Origin of the sequence: uncultured Maribacter sp. (assembly GCF_963975365.1) — a bacterium.
Taxonomy (GTDB): domain Bacteria; phylum Bacteroidota; class Bacteroidia; order Flavobacteriales; family Flavobacteriaceae; genus Maribacter.
The window spans coordinates 49519-64575 of the sequence record NZ_CAXBGF010000017.1; the positions used below are offsets into that span (position 1 = coordinate 49519).

Annotated in this window: 12 protein-coding genes and 1 tRNA gene; 11 read left to right on the plus strand and 2 right to left on the minus strand. The window is 35.3% G+C overall.

Going from position 1 to position 15057, the window contains the following annotated elements; translation table 11 throughout:
- The first annotated feature begins 622 nt into the window (after positions 1–622).
- From AACZ49_RS16285 to AACZ49_RS16300, 4 genes are all read left to right on the plus strand, one after another.
- On the plus strand, positions 623–1264 hold the full coding sequence (locus AACZ49_RS16285) for a response regulator transcription factor (RefSeq protein ID WP_339657078.1): 642 nt from the start codon (positions 623–625) through the stop codon (positions 1262–1264).
- A gap of 238 nt (positions 1265–1502) precedes the next feature.
- Positions 1503–2987 carry an FGGY family carbohydrate kinase gene (locus AACZ49_RS16290; RefSeq protein WP_339657079.1) on the plus strand — a complete coding sequence of 495 codons (1485 nt, stop codon included), beginning with the start codon at positions 1503–1505 and terminating at the stop codon, positions 2985–2987.
- Between the two features lie 4 nt (positions 2988–2991).
- A complete protein-coding gene (gene xylA, locus AACZ49_RS16295; protein WP_339657098.1) occupies positions 2992–4317 on the plus strand; it encodes a xylose isomerase in 1326 nt (441 codons plus the stop codon).
- 159 nt (positions 4318–4476) lie between these two features.
- Positions 4477–5493 (plus strand): LacI family DNA-binding transcriptional regulator, encoded by a 1017-nt coding sequence (locus tag AACZ49_RS16300; protein ID WP_339657081.1) that lies wholly within the window; start codon positions 4477–4479, stop codon positions 5491–5493.
- Position 5494: 1 nt separating this feature from the next.
- Here the strand turns inward: AACZ49_RS16300 and AACZ49_RS16305 are convergent, their stop codons facing one another.
- Positions 5495–6868 carry a Gfo/Idh/MocA family oxidoreductase gene (locus tag AACZ49_RS16305; RefSeq protein ID WP_339657082.1) on the minus strand — a complete coding sequence of 458 codons (1374 nt, stop codon included), beginning with the start codon at positions 6866–6868 and terminating at the stop codon, positions 5495–5497.
- A gap of 142 nt (positions 6869–7010) precedes the next feature.
- Here AACZ49_RS16305 and AACZ49_RS16310 point away from each other — a divergent pair, with 142 nt between their 5' ends.
- The 4 genes from AACZ49_RS16310 (at position 7011) to AACZ49_RS16325 (ending at position 11806) form a co-directional block, all read left to right on the plus strand.
- On the plus strand, positions 7011–8390 hold the full coding sequence (locus tag AACZ49_RS16310) for a sialate O-acetylesterase (protein WP_339657084.1): 1380 nt from the start codon (positions 7011–7013) through the stop codon (positions 8388–8390).
- Between the two features lie 132 nt (positions 8391–8522).
- Positions 8523–10244 (plus strand): GMC family oxidoreductase, encoded by a 1722-nt coding sequence (locus AACZ49_RS16315; RefSeq protein WP_339657086.1) that lies wholly within the window; start codon positions 8523–8525, stop codon positions 10242–10244.
- Between the two features lie 3 nt (positions 10245–10247).
- Positions 10248–10970: a gluconate 2-dehydrogenase subunit 3 family protein gene (locus AACZ49_RS16320; protein WP_339657088.1), complete on the plus strand. Its 723-nt coding sequence runs from the start codon at positions 10248–10250 to the stop codon at positions 10968–10970.
- 14 nt (positions 10971–10984) lie between these two features.
- A complete protein-coding gene (locus AACZ49_RS16325; RefSeq protein WP_339657090.1) occupies positions 10985–11806 on the plus strand; it encodes a sugar phosphate isomerase/epimerase in 822 nt (273 codons plus the stop codon).
- A 180-nt stretch (positions 11807–11986) separates the two neighbouring features.
- Here AACZ49_RS16325 and AACZ49_RS16330 read toward each other — a convergent pair whose 3' ends face one another.
- Positions 11987–13111, minus strand: coding sequence for a glycoside hydrolase family 130 protein (locus AACZ49_RS16330; RefSeq protein ID WP_339657092.1), 1125 nt, complete (start codon positions 13109–13111; stop codon positions 11987–11989).
- A gap of 168 nt (positions 13112–13279) precedes the next feature.
- Between AACZ49_RS16330 and AACZ49_RS16335 the strand changes: the two genes are divergently transcribed.
- From AACZ49_RS16335 to AACZ49_RS16345, 3 genes are all read left to right on the plus strand, one after another.
- The gene (locus AACZ49_RS16335; RefSeq protein ID WP_339657095.1) at positions 13280–13990 is read left to right on the plus strand and encodes a M15 family metallopeptidase; all 711 of its coding nucleotides are present in this window, start codon (positions 13280–13282) and stop codon (positions 13988–13990) included.
- A 14-nt stretch (positions 13991–14004) separates the two neighbouring features.
- Entirely contained in the window at positions 14005–14916 is a 912-nt protein-coding gene (locus AACZ49_RS16340) for an alpha/beta hydrolase (protein WP_339657096.1), read from the plus strand.
- Between the two features lie 66 nt (positions 14917–14982).
- Positions 14983–15056, plus strand: a tRNA-Pro gene (locus AACZ49_RS16345).
- The last annotated feature ends 1 nt before the right edge of the window (position 15057 follow it).

Consider the following 15057-nt stretch of genomic DNA (forward strand, 5'->3'; position numbering starts at 1 on the left):
GGGCGTTATCCGGGGGGATGACTGGGTTCCCTCCTTTTTTTTAATTTTTTTAAGAGGGTAGTTGTCGGTTAACAATCGATGAACAACCTTTTTTTGTTGTTAAATGGTGCATTTGAACGAAAAATCTTATGTTTTTAACGAATATTTGGCATTAATATTTATATTTCTAGAACCAAAATTATTGTAAGTCAATGTTTAACCCCAAATCCCCCCTTTATTATGACAAAATTTTACCTACTGAATTTTTGTATCAATTTACATCTCACTTCTTATGAGATTGCTGTTTTTTTTACAAAACGAAATTTCATAATTCCAAAGTTTAGTGATCGTTTCGGTATTCTAAATTTAAATCATTAGCGACAAAGCTTTTTTGATTTAAAAATTATAACTGAACAAGGACAAAGAATGATCTAAATACATTGATTATTCTTCTAAATACATTGATTATTCTTCTAAATACCCCCATTTGGTATGTTTTATTGAACCGATAGTTTATCTATAGGCTAAAAAACACTGTCCTATTTGTTTAGTTATTCAAGGGCCAAAAGGCTTTTGAAAATACTAAAAACTAACATTTGATATTCTTCCGTTTTGGAACGAGTATCGCTAAATTTTGGAAATTATGAAAAATTCTATTACTCGAATTATCGTATTGGAAAGTGATAAATCATTACATACTGTGTATAAGAATCACTTTGATGAAATAGCAGATTATGAATTAGTTGGCAGTTACACTTCTGCTAAAGAGGCATTAAAAGATTTTAGTTTTACAAGACCCCATATTGTATTATCAGAAATTGATCTAAATGGTACTAATGGTGTTGATGCGATTAAACTTTTCAGGAAAAAGGAGTGGGGCATTAAAATTATAATGTTCAGTGAAATAAATGATTTCGATATCATTAAAAATGCTTTTAAAAAAGGCGCGAATGGCTATTTGACGAAGCCACTAACATTAGATAAGTTAGAGCATGCATTACGAAGTATGGAAAAGGAAGGTGCTGCAATGAGTTATGATATTGTAAAGAAAATCATTCATAATTTTCACAAGAAAACCTTTGCATTTTTCTCTGAAAGAGAGAATCAGATTGTAGATTTTTTGTCCCAAGGCGCAACATATAAGATGATTGCACAAAAGCTATTTGTAACCCCAAGTGCAGTTAATTTTCATATTCAAAATATCTATTTAAAACTAGATGTAAATTCGAAATCTGAAGCACTTTCTAAGCTCGAACAGTTACAAAATCAACTCGAAGAATATTAAATTATTCATTTTTAAATTTTAGATTATAATGTATTGCGAAAACCTTTTCGAAAATTATAGATAATATATTTGTTGTATAGTACGCTAATTTTCAATAAGTTGCAGTAATTTATAATTAAAAAATTATTTTCAATATTACAAGGTTACTATAAATTTTCGTTGCTTAAATAAAGAATAGGGCGCATTGTAGTTATTTTTGGTTTAACTTATTACAGCTATAAATCAATTCATACTATTTATGTACCATTTAGGATTAGATATTGGAAGCTCATCTATAAAAATTGCCCTGGTAAATACTTTAACAGGAAAGAGTATAGGGGTGGTGACAGAGCCAGAGACGGAAATGTCTATGGAAGCTGTGAAAAATGGTTGGGCAGAGCAAAGTCCTGAAGATTGGTGGCGCTACGTATGTAGTGGCATCGAAAAGTTATGTTTAGAGTATACTATTAATGCTACTGATATTTCAGGTATTGGTATTTCATATCAGATGCACGGTTTAGTGTTAATCGATAAAGAAGGTAATTCATTAAGAAAATCTATTATTTGGTGCGATAGCAGGGCAGTTTCCATAGGTCAAAATGCTTACGACGAAATTGGTGCAGAACGCTGCAATACTCATTTGTTGAATTCACCAGCAAATTTCACTGCCTCTAAATTAAAATGGGTAAAGGAGAACGAACCCGAAATCTACGGGCAGATATATAAAATGATGCTGCCTGGCGATTATATCGCATATAAATTATCAGGAGTTGTGAATACTACGGTATCCGGACTTTCGGAAGGTATTTTATGGGATTTTAAGATAGATGAAATCGCAGATATTTTATTGGAATACTACGGCTTGGAAAAAGAAATGATTCCAGATATAGTCGATACATTCTCAGTACAATCTAGTGTAAATGAAAAAGGAGCAGCCGAGAGTGGACTTAATATTGGAACACCTATACTTTACAGAGCAGGAGATCAACCCAATAATGCCTTAACCTTAAATGTATTTAAACCAGGTGAAGTAGCTGCAACAGGTGGTACCTCAGGTGTGGTATATGCGATAACTGATAATCTCTCTGTTAAAGAAAGCTCTCGCGTTAATAACTTTGCACACGTAAATTATACGCCTGGTAAACCTACAAGAATCGGTAAATTGTTATGTATAAATGGGGCAGGTATTCAATATAGATGGTTGTTGAATAATCTAGATGTTGCCTCGTATGGTGAAATGAACACCTTGGCAAATGAAGTGCCCATAGGTTCAGATGGCATTGCGCTTATTCCCTTTGGTAACGGTGCAGAGCGAATGCTTAAAAATAGGGAAGTTGGTACACGTATTGTTAACCTTAACTTAAATAATCATGGTAAAGGACATTTATGTAGGGCAGCACTAGAAGGCATTGCATTCTCCTTTGTATATGGCATGGAAATCATGGAATCTGATGGGATAAAAGTAAATGTAATGAGAGCGGGTAACGATAATCTTTTTCGTTCAGAAATTTTCTCAACGACTGTTGCCACCCTAATAGGATACGATATTGAAATCTATAATACTACAGGTGCAATAGGGGCGGCCAGAGCAGCGAATTTACATAAAGGTGATTTTGAAGCATTCGGTAAAACAATCTTAGATAATGATTATGTAATGACATTTAGTCCGAAAGCAGATAAAACTGCATACCAACAAGCTTATACCACTTGGAAAAATGAATTGGAATTAATTTTGAACAAATAATAAAATCAACAAAATGGCAAACAAGGAGTATTTTAAAGGGATAGATAAAATTAAATTTGAGGGAAAGGAATCTGATAATCCTTTGGCCTTTAAATATTATAATCCTGATCAGGTTGTGGCAGGTAAGACCATGAGAGATCATTTTAAATTTTCAACAGCATATTGGCATACCTTCTGTGGTCAAGGATCTGATCCGTTCGGTCCTGGTACACAAAATTTTGAATGGGATAAATCTTCAGATGCTATACAAGCTGCTAAAGATAAGGCAGATGCGGCTTTTGAATTTTTTGATAAGATAGGATTTGACTATTTCTGTTTTCATGATTTTGATTTAATACAAGAAGGATCAACGTTTATAGAATCTGAAAAGAGACTATCTACAATTATCGATTATATAAAGGAGAAGCAAAAGGAAACAGGTAAGAAATTACTTTGGGGTACGGCCAACTGTTTTTCTAATCCAAGGTACATGAATGGCGCAGCTACCAATCCAGATTTTAATGTATTGGCAAGAGCAGGAGGTCAAATTAAATTGGCTTTAGATGCGACTATCGCCTTAGGTGGTGAAAATTATGTATTCTGGGGCGGAAGAGAAGGTTATATGTCTCTTTTAAATACTGACCTAGGTCGTGAATTAGATCATATGGGTCAATTTTTGACCATGGCAAGAGATTATGCTCGTAGCCAAGGTTTTAAAGGAAATTTCTTTATTGAGCCAAAACCTATGGAGCCAATGAAGCACCAGTACGATTTCGATTGTGCAACTGCAATTGGTTTCTTAAAAGAATACGGTTTAGAGAATGATTTTAAAATGAATATTGAAGTAAATCACGCTACCTTGGCACAGCATACTTTTCAGCATGAAATAGCTGTTGCAGCTAAAGCAGGTATGTTAGGTAGTATGGATGCCAATAGGGGCGATTACCAAAATGGATGGGATACGGATCAGTTTCCGAACAATATTCAAGAAACAACAGAAGCAATGTTGGTGTTTTTAGCAGCTGGTGGGTTGCAAGGTGGTGGTGTTAATTTTGATGCAAAAATCAGAAGAAACAGTACTGACTTAGAAGATGTATTTCATGCACATATTGGCGGGGCAGATACGTTTGCACGAGCATTGATTACTGCAGATAAAATTATTTCATCTTCATCGTATAATAAGTTACGTAAAAATAGATATAGCTCTTTCGATACAGGTAAAGGGAAAGATTTTGAAAACGGTAAGTTAGACTTTAAAGACCTATACACTATCGCTAAAGAGAATGGTGAGTTAGAATTACAGAGTGGTAAACAAGAGTTGTTCGAGAATATCATTAATCAATATATATAATTGTTTAAACCCTAACTGTACCAATAAAATATGTTAGTGGTTTGATCATTTAAAATGATGAAGTAATCTGTCCCTTGGTTTTCCATTAGGGACAGTTTGCTTTAGTGTGAATACAGAGTAGAACAAGGTATCTGCCTAGTTCCTTTTAAGAATTGACATATGAAAAAAGTAACCTTAAAAGATATTGCTGGGCATTTTAATGTTTCTATTTCTACGGTTTCAAAAGCTGTTAATGACAGTCATGAAATAAGTTCTCAATTAAAAATAAAGATTCAAGAATACGCGAAAGAAAAGCATTATAAGCCCAATAGACTAGCCCTTAATTTATTGAATAGAAGCTCCAATACCATTGGTGTGGTTGTGCCAAATATTTTAAATTATTTCTTTGTTCAAGTATTGTATGGTATAGAGAAAGTAGCGAATGAGAATGGGTATAATATCATCAGTTGTATTAGTGATGAATCTAGCTCAAAAGAAAGTAAAACCTTAGAATTTTTTGATTCGGGAACCGTAGACGGGCTTATTATTTCGTTGGCGGAAGAGACTCAGAATAAGAATAAACATGAAGCATTAAAAGATATCATTAACAATGATATACCTGTAGTACTTTTTGATAGGGTAACAGATGCTTTACAATGCGATAAAGTGATAGTTGATGATTTTGAAGCAGGATATAAAACAACGAAGTACTTAATTAATATTGGTTGTAGTAATATAGCGGTAGTGAACCCTACAGGTAGTTCTAGTGTTGGTAAATTAAGACTTTTAGGATATAAAAAGGCACTTGAAGAATACAAGATACCCTATGATCCTAAATTAATAATTAACCTTTCGACAAAAGACGATTTAGATATGTTAATGTCTTTTTTGCTCAATTATAAAACAATAGAAGGTATAATAGGTTTAGACGAAATAACAGCTGTAAAAGTACTTGAAGTTGTAAAGGCTAGGGGGTATAATGTCCCTAATGATATTTCTATAATAGGTTTCACTAATGGTCAATTATCTAAATATGTAACACCTTCGTTAACCATGGTTAGTCAACATGGAAAACACATAGGTGAGCTTACCGCTAAATTATTGATTAATAGAATAAAAACACCTGGTCTGCCTTTTGAAACCAAAACGGTTAAGACCAGCTTATTAGTTAGAGATTCTACTAAAAAGCTACAGTAGTTTAAACTGTATCAGGGTGCGGATGCTCCCAATCACCACGGTAGGATCTTTGTAATAAAGCAGTTGCTTCTGGATCGTTTTTTACTGTTCTGCTTTTCGGGTCATATATTAGTGGTCTTTTCAAATCCATAGATAAGTTAGCCAAAATACAACTAGCTGTTGAAATATGACCTTCTTCAATATCAGCAATTGGTTTAGTACCTTTTTCAATAGCGTTTAAAAAATCGATCATATGCCCACGTGTTGCTGGTGCAGCATGTAATTCAATATCTTTTTCAGTTAAATCTTCAGGATATTTCTCACGCTCATAAAGTACATTAAAGCGAATTGTTTCACCGCCATCAAGAGGTATAAATTCTGCCTTCATCACATCTCCTTTTAAAACACCGTTAGCCCCATAAATTTTAAACGACCAAGGGTAATCTGTGTCCGCTGGGTTACCCCATGTTCTATGTTGCCAATTACAGTTAAGATCATCATATTCAAATACTGCTGACTGGGTGTCTGATATATTCGATTTTCCATCTTTCTGAACAAAAATACCACCTTCAGAACTAATCCGTTTTGGCCAGCCTAAATCTAGCATCCAACGAACGGTATCTAACATATGAACACACATATCACCTGTTATTCCGTTTCCATACTCTCTAAAAGTTCGCCACCATCGTCGGTGTGGTAATCCATCATAAGGTCTCATGGGTGCGGGTCCTGTCCACATTTCATAATCCAAAAAATCGGGAACTTCTTGTAATGGAGGGTTTCCATTTGCACGCATGTGATAATAACAAGCCATATCAACATGGCCAATAGTACCTAATAATCCCGTGTCTATAATTTGCTTTTTTACATCTATTAAGTGTGGTGTGCTTTTGCGTTGGGTGCCTACTTGAACCGTTCTATTATATTTACGGGCCGCAGCGACCATAGCCTCTCCTTCAATAACATCAACACTTATGGGTTTTTGTACATAAACGTGCGCACCAGATTTTAGAGCTGCAATACATGTTAACGCATGCCAGTGGTCAGGAGTGCCAATTAGAACAATATCTAAATTATCATTTTTCAACATGTCTCGGTAATCAGAAAACAACTTCGGTTTCTTACCATTTTTTTGACGTTGCGAAACAAGAAGTGCTGTTTCATTCAAGAAATTTGAATCTACATCGCAAAGAGAGACAACTTCCACATTAGCCACTTGAATCAATCGCATTAAATCACTTGTACCATACCAACCAGTACCTATAAGACCCACTTTTTTAGGTTTTTCATTTTCGAAAAATTCAAAACCATATGAGCTTAGTGATGTTAGTAATAATGATGCGGATGCAGCTTTAATGAAATTCCGTCTTTTAATAGGTTCAGAGAAATTTGACATGTTGTTGGTTGTTCGTTGATTATGTTTTTCAAATTTAGAAGAGTTAAGATAAGTAATCATTTAAAATTAATGGTAAAAGTTTGCGAAATTGTTAAAATGAATCATATTTCGGTATATTTAAATCAATTTTATTATTGATTCCATGAAATTACGTGTGAACTTATTTTTCTTGTGCCTTTTTACGGTTACGATTGTTAATGCAGAAATTACATTACCTCATATTTTTTCTAATGAAATGGTCTTGCAAAGAGAGTCGGATGTTTTACTTTATGGATGGGCAAGACCTAGTGAGGAATTTTCAATTTATACAAGTTGGAATGATGAGACGTTAGAAGTGAAAACTGGTAATGATGCTAAATGGAAAATCCAAATAGCCACGCCAAAAGCAGGAGGACCTTATACAATAAGATTTACGGGAAAAGAAAATGAAATTGTATTGACCGATGTTTTGATAGGCGAAGTTTGGCTTTGCTCAGGACAAAGTAATATGGAATGGAGTGCTAACAGCAATATAGATAATAAGGAGGTTGAAATTAAAAATGCCAACCATCCTACTATTCGGTTGTTCACTGTTGAGAAACGAACAGCAGATTATCCATTAGATAATGTTATAGGAACTTGGGAAACTTGCTCTACTGAAACTATGCCTAATTTTAGCGCTGTTGCTTATTTTTTTGCCAGAAAAGTTCAGGCAGAATTGAACATACCTATTGGGTTGATCGATTCTTCATGGGGTGCATCATGTGCTGAAGTATGGACGCCAGAATCTGTTTTTGAATCACACCCGGAATTAGTTACCGCTCATGAATTAATTCAACCCAATCAATGGGTGACGATAGAGAAATCTACCTTATATAATGCTATGATTGCCCCTTTGACCAATTTTAAAATTGGAGGAGTATTATGGTATCAAGGAGAATCGAACACGGCTAACGCAGAATCTTACCAACAGATTTTTACTGAAATGATTACTTCTTGGCGCGTTGAGTGGAATGATGATTTTCCATTTTACTATGTTCAAATTGCTCCTTATAAATATGGTAGGCCTTTTGAAGGAGGAGTTTTGCGTGATCAACAACGCAGAACTTTGGAGTTGAAAAATACAGGAATGGCTATGACTAGTGATATTTGTACGGTTGAAGATATACATCCACAAAACAAACAAGATGTAGGTTTGCGACTAGCAAATATTGCGTTGAAAAAACATTATAATAAATTACAAGGGCAAGAAGTATATGGTCCTTTGTTCGACTCTTCTGAAATAATAGGAGATCAAATTCAAATTAAATTTAGTCACGATATGGGATTAAAAAGTGATGGAAAACCTATAGAGTTGTTTGAGATATCGAATGAAAAAGGGGAGTGGTTTACGGCTAAAGCAAAACTGAAAAATGGTATCGTTATAGTCAGTTCAAAAGAAGTGAAAATACCTAAATCAGTTCGATATGCATGGAAAAGCACGGATATTGGTAATTTATATAATGAGGTAGGTTTGCCTGCATCTACATTTACAAGTGAATGAAAATAGTAGGGTAGAGTTTACGAAAGACCTTTAAAACCTTACGCCCATCCAGTGATCAAGGTCATTCAGCTAAAACAAGTATTATTTTTTTAATAAAATATCTAAATTGTATTCAATAACTAATTCAAAATTATGCAGATAAAAGAATCCTCGGAAATCTATGATGTGATCATTGTTGGTTCTGGCGCTGGTGGTGGTATGGCCACTAAACAGTTGGCAGATGCTGGCCTTAATGTTGCTGTAGTAGAGGCGGGTCCATTTTTTGACCCGGCAGACCCGAAAACAATGACTCAATTAAAGCACCCATATGATTCTCCTCGAAGAGGGGCAGGTACAGATCGTGCTTTTGGCGAATGGGATATGTCTTGGGGCGACTGGAAAGTTGAAGGCGAGCCATATACACATGCAGAAGGAACTGATTTTAAATGGTGGAGAGCAAGAATGTTAGGTGGCCGAACCAACCACTGGGGTCGAATTTCTTTACGTTTCGGACCGAAAGATTTTAAAGGTAAAACTCGTGATGGTCATGGTGATGATTGGCCTATTGGATATGAGGATGTTAAACCTTACTATGATAAATTAGATAAACTTATTGGTGTTTTTGGTACTAATGAAGGTCGTGAGAATGATCCTGACGGATTTTTTCTTCCACCCCCGAAACCAAGATTGCATGAATTGTTCTATATCAATGGCGCAAAGAAATCCAATATTCCTGTAATACCAGGTAGACTTTCCATGTTGACCAAAAGAATTAATAATGATCGTGGAGTTTGTTTTTATTGTGGGCAGTGTTCCCGTTCATGCTCTGTATATGCTGATTTTTCGGCAGGCAGTTGTTTAATATTTCCAGCGCAAAAAAGTGGAGGTAAAGTTAAGATTTTCGTTAATTCAATGGTTCGGGAAATAACAACCAATGAAGAAGGGAAGGCAACAGGAGTATCCTATATCAGTAAAGACGATAGAAAGGAATATAAGCTTAAGGCTAAAGTTGTAGTATTAGCGGCATCCGCATGTAGTTCGGCTCGAATTTTATTAAATTCGAAAAGCAAGCAACACCCTAACGGTTTAGGGAATAGTAGTAATATCGTTGGTAAATATCTTCATGATTCTACAGGTGCAAGTGCATCGGGCATAATTCCTGGTTTAATGAATAGAAAGACATCTTATAATGAAGATGGTGTAGGCGGTATGCATGTATATTCACCTTGGTGGGGAGACAATTCTAAACTAAATTTTCCAAGAGGATATCATATCGAAGTTTGGGGCGGTATGGGGCAACCCAATTATGGTTTCGGCTTTGATCCTAACGGAATGAACAAATATTTCGGTCTTAAATCTGGAGGTTATGGAGATGGTCTTCGAGACGATGTTAAAAAGTACTATGGTTCTGTGATTGGTTTTGGAGGTCGTGGAGAGGCCATAGCCTTTAAAGAGAATTATTGTGAAATTGACCCTACAACAGTTGATCAATTTGGTATTCCTGTTTTAAAATTCAATTATAAGCATTCTGAATTTGAGATAAACCAGGCTAAGCATATGCAAGATACTTTTGAAGAACTGATTCATAACATGGGCGGTATACCCTTAAATGAAAAACCTGGAAAGGATAAAGATTATGGTCTTTTAGCCCCAGGTCAAATTATTCATGAAGTAGGTACTACCAGAATGGGAGATGATCCTAAGACATCTGTTACGAATAAGTTTCAGCAACTGCATGATGTTGACAATGTTTTTATTGTAGATGCAGGTGTTTTTGTTTCACAAGCAGATAAGAATTGTACTTGGACAATTATGGCGCTTTCGTGGAGAGCATCTGATTATATTATCGAACAACTAAAGGCACAAAATATTTAGAAGATGGATAGAAGAAAGAGTTTACAAACTTTAATACTTGGTGGGGCTGCGGCCGGTACAGGTCTAGTATTCAACTCCTGTAAAACAGAAAATGCCGATACTATTAATGAGGCTATTGTAACAGGTAGTGAGAAATATTTTGGAAGAACGCCAGAAGAATTGGAACGCATAGAGAAGATAAATGCAGAACAATTATTCAATGAACATGAAATGGAGACTATTGCATCTTTGGCTGTAGTTATTCTTCCACCAAAAGAGCCACATGGCGGACCAATTGAGGCGGGTGTTCCCGACCTTGTAGAATTCATGGGAAAAGATATTCCTGAAATGGCACCGACGTTGTTAGGGGGGTTAATGTGGCTTGATCACAAGAGTAATACAGAATTCGGAACAGAATTCAAGTCGGCGACCTTAGAACAGAAAAAACAGATTTGTGATGAAATTTGTTGGCACGATGTAGAAATTCCTTTAGAGCAGCAACCTTTAGAAATACAATTTTTTTATATGATGCGAGGTCTAACGGTTACAGGTTATTATACCTCTAAAGTAGGAATAGCAGAGTTAGGTTATAAAGGTAATTCACCAAATGTATGGGATGGTGTGCCACAAGATGTTTTAGATCAGCACGGTGTAGCATATGATCCAGAATGGATAGCAAAATGTGTTGATCAGAGCCAAAGAAATGTCATTGCAGAATGGGATGAAAACGGAAATTTACTTACGTAGATAAAAGAAAGAGAATGAAGAAAATTATCATAGCTACTTTGCTTATTGGTAGTGGTTTTGTAGCTCAGGCACAAGAAGTTGGCTTGCAGTTATATAGTTTGCGAAATCAGTTTAAAGTTGATGTCTCAAATACATTAGGTTTAATAAATGAATGGGGAATTACAAAAATTGAAGGCGGCGGCACCTATGATCTGCCACTAAATGATTTTAAGGCACTACTTGCCAAGAATAATTTGGAAATAGTAAGTGTAGGTGCTGGATTTGGTGACTTAGAGAATAATATTGAAAAAGTTATTAAAAACGCTAAAGATTTTGGTGCTAAATATGTAATGTGTGCTTGGGTACCTCACGATGATAACAAATGGGATTTGGAAGAAACCCAACATGCAACCGATGTTTTTAATAAAGCAGGAAAGATTCTTAAGAAAAATGGACTCACCCTAGCTTATCATGCGCATGGGTATGAATTTAGACCCTATAAAAACGGTACTTTGTTCGACTATATGGCGCAGAATGCAACTGATTTCAGTTTTGAATTAGATGTGTTTTGGGCTCAGCATGGCGGTGCAGACCCATTGGCATTAATGAAAAAATATCCTAAGAAATTTGTCTTACTTCATTTAAAAGATATGCACAAAGATGTAGTAGGAAACGATACAGGCCATGAAGAAGATGATACAAATGTTGTATTAGGCACTGGTCAAGTAGATATTTCGGGTATTGTTGCCGAAGCTAAAGAGCTAGGTATAGAATATATGTTTATTGAAGATGAATCTTCTGATGTTGTTTCACAAGTACCAAAAAGCTTAGAATATCTGAGTCAATTAGAAAAATAATACCAATTACCAACCATTAGCCCCTATTTCATGTTTGAAGTAGGGGCTTTTTTATTTCGGATTTTGGGCTATTTACTTTTTCAACACAAGAAATAACGACTTATTTAAGTTAAAAACGATTGAAATTTTTAATAGCCTCATAGATGTGTCAAAAGCGGTAATAAATAGTATCTATAATATTTACTCCTTAACTGCCAATCCAACCATAGAATCTGCTGTGCCATAATATAGAAACCATTTATCCTTAAAATATACCAACCCTTCAATAAAGGTAGTGCCAGCCTTGTATTGACCGCTTATTTCATGAGGTAAGCTAGGGCATATAAAAGGAGTTTCTAGCCTTTCTATCATCTTGGTTGGGTCATTTTTATCGAATAAGACTTGACCACCACAATAGGTGCCTTCAGGAAATTTATCTGTTGCACCTTCGCCACTTAAGTTTTTTCCATTGTATAACAAAAGAATACCAGCATCTGTAAATAGGGCAGGAGGACCAGGTTCGGTTAGGTGGCTATCAAAATCATTCAACGTTGGTTTAAAACTATGCAGTAATTCTCCAGTTTCGGTCAACGTAGGATCCCAGTCTACACCATTGCTAGAAGTAGCGAGATTTACAAAAAGTTCGCCCCAATACATTAAATATTTTCCGTTTATCTTTTTAGCAATTAATCGTCCATTCACTAATTCTGTAACAATGGAACCCGATTTGCTCCATTCATTTAAAAACTTGCCATTGTTGGTGTTTTCAAAAACTGGGCCTTGTTTTGTCCAATTTTTTAGATCTGTTGAGGTTGCGCTAGAAAGACGGGCAATATCTTTGTTCCAACTTGTATATAACATGATGTAGGTGCCGTCTGGAGTTTCCACTATACGCGGATCTTCGATTCCACCGGGTTGATCCCATTGTGAAAATTCATCATTATCGGGGAACAGCACAGGCTTTGGATATTTTGTGAAGTCAATTCCATTTGTACTATAAGCCAATCCAATACGCGAAGTTCTTCCACCTAAAATAGCAGCAGGGTTATCCTCGGCCCTAAATAGTAGAAATACAGTATCATTTTTTACGATTGCACCAGGATTAAAAACATCGGCTTTTTGCCATTGAACTTCTTTATTTGATATAGGGTCCAGAAAAGTATAAGTGGAATCTGACTGCATTATAGGATTGATTTTGGTTTTCTCAAAACCTAATAACCATGGAGATTCATTTGGTTTAACAAATTCTTTTGACGAGCTTTTTTCACCTTTACATGAAATAAAAATAATTGCTATGGTTAAGAATAATGATATCCGGTAGTTCATTGTTTTTGGTTAAATTGCTTAAATGATAGTTTTGGGTAAGGTAGTAATTATTCTACTATAACTTAATTTGGATTTTGGATGATCTTGAATAACAGAATGGTAGAAAAAAATATACGGCTTACTATTTTTATTATAGATTTTAAAAAAATCTTTTATTTAAAAATAGTAATGGTCTCTATAATGGTGTTTAATTTTTCTTGTAAAGAAAGCACTAAGATTATAGAAGATAAATATTTACCATCGGAAACCATAATTCAATCAGACTCGGTTCCTATAGAGAATACAATCGAAATTGAAACTATAAAAGAGGTTTTACCATTAGCGACCCTTATCGATACTACATTCATACGACTTGCGGATTATAGTGATGATTTCGTTTATGATTTAAGGTATGCTACCGATAATAATTTTCTAAAGGAGCAGGTATATGATTGTGCCGAATGTTATACTAGGGTGAAAACTGCAAAAGCGTTGTTGATTGCAAATGAGGAATTTAAAAAGGCTGGGGTTAAAATTAAGTTTTATGACTGCTATCGTCCGAATTCTGTACAATATAAAATGTGGAAGTTAGTCCCTAACCCCCAATATGTAGCAAATCCTGTAAAAGGATCTATTCATAATAAAGGTGGTGCGGTAGATATTACTTTGGTTACTTTAGATGGAAAGGAATTGGATATGGGAACCGATTTCGATTATTTCGGTAAACGTGCATATCATGATAATTTTGACCTATCTCAAGAAATACTTGATAACAGAAAGCTATTGAAGGAAACGATGGAAAAGTTTGGTTTTTGGTCTACTAGAACAGAGTGGTGGCATTATAACTTGCAAGGAGCTTCAAACGATGCTATAGCCAACTTTAACTGGTCATGTGATTAATAAAGGTTTGAAATATGAAATACAAAACACTACTATTTGCATTAATTTTAATGAATCAAATAAATGCACAAGACACAATAATATCGCTTTGGCCAGAAGGTAAAATTCCAAATAGTATATCAACAAATATAACTGAACACCACCAACGGGATGGAATTTTAGTCATAAGCAACGTTCAAAAACCTACTATTGAAGTGTTTTTGCCTGCAAAGCAGAATGCTTCGGGAGAGGCGATGCTCATTTTTCCAGGAGGGGGTTATGGTATTCTTGCCTATGATTGGGAAGGAACAGATATCGCAAAGTTTTTAAATGGAAAGGGCATTGCAGGTATTGTTGTAAAATACAGACTACCATCCAATGAATCTCAATCAAATAAACAAAATGTACCATTGATAGATGCGCAAAGAGCTTTAAGAATGGTAAGATATCATGCAAAAGATTTTAATATTACTACTAGTAAAATAGGTATTATCGGGTTTTCTGCTGGTGGACATCTAGCATCTACCTTAGGAACTCATTTTGATGAGCTGGTATATGACCCAATTGATGTTGTTGACAAGGAAAGTGCAAGACCAGATTTCATGGTACTGGGTTATCCTGTAATAAGTATGGGTGAAATGACGCATAGTGGATCTAAGAGTAATTTGTTAGGTGTTAATCCTGCCCAAAAACTTCAAGACCATTTTTCAAACGAGAAACAGGTTACTGTAAATACACCACCTACCTTCTTGTTTCATGCTACCGATGATAATGCGGTACCTATAGAGAACAGTTTACTTTTTTACAAGGCACTTAAAGAAAAAGGAGTGTCGGCTACAATGCATATATTTCCTAAAGGCGGCCATGGTTTTTCCCTTGCGTTAAAGGATAGATATTTAAAAGGTTGGACAGCGCAAATGTATAACTGGATCGAAAGCCTGGATTAGTTTATATTTTTCAACAAAAACATAGAAGTTAATCTAGTTAACTTTTCTATTTTTGCAATCCGATTTCGGGATGTAGCGCAGTCCGGTAGCGCACTCGGCTGGGGGTCGAGTGGTCGCAGGTTCAAATCCTGTCATCCCGAC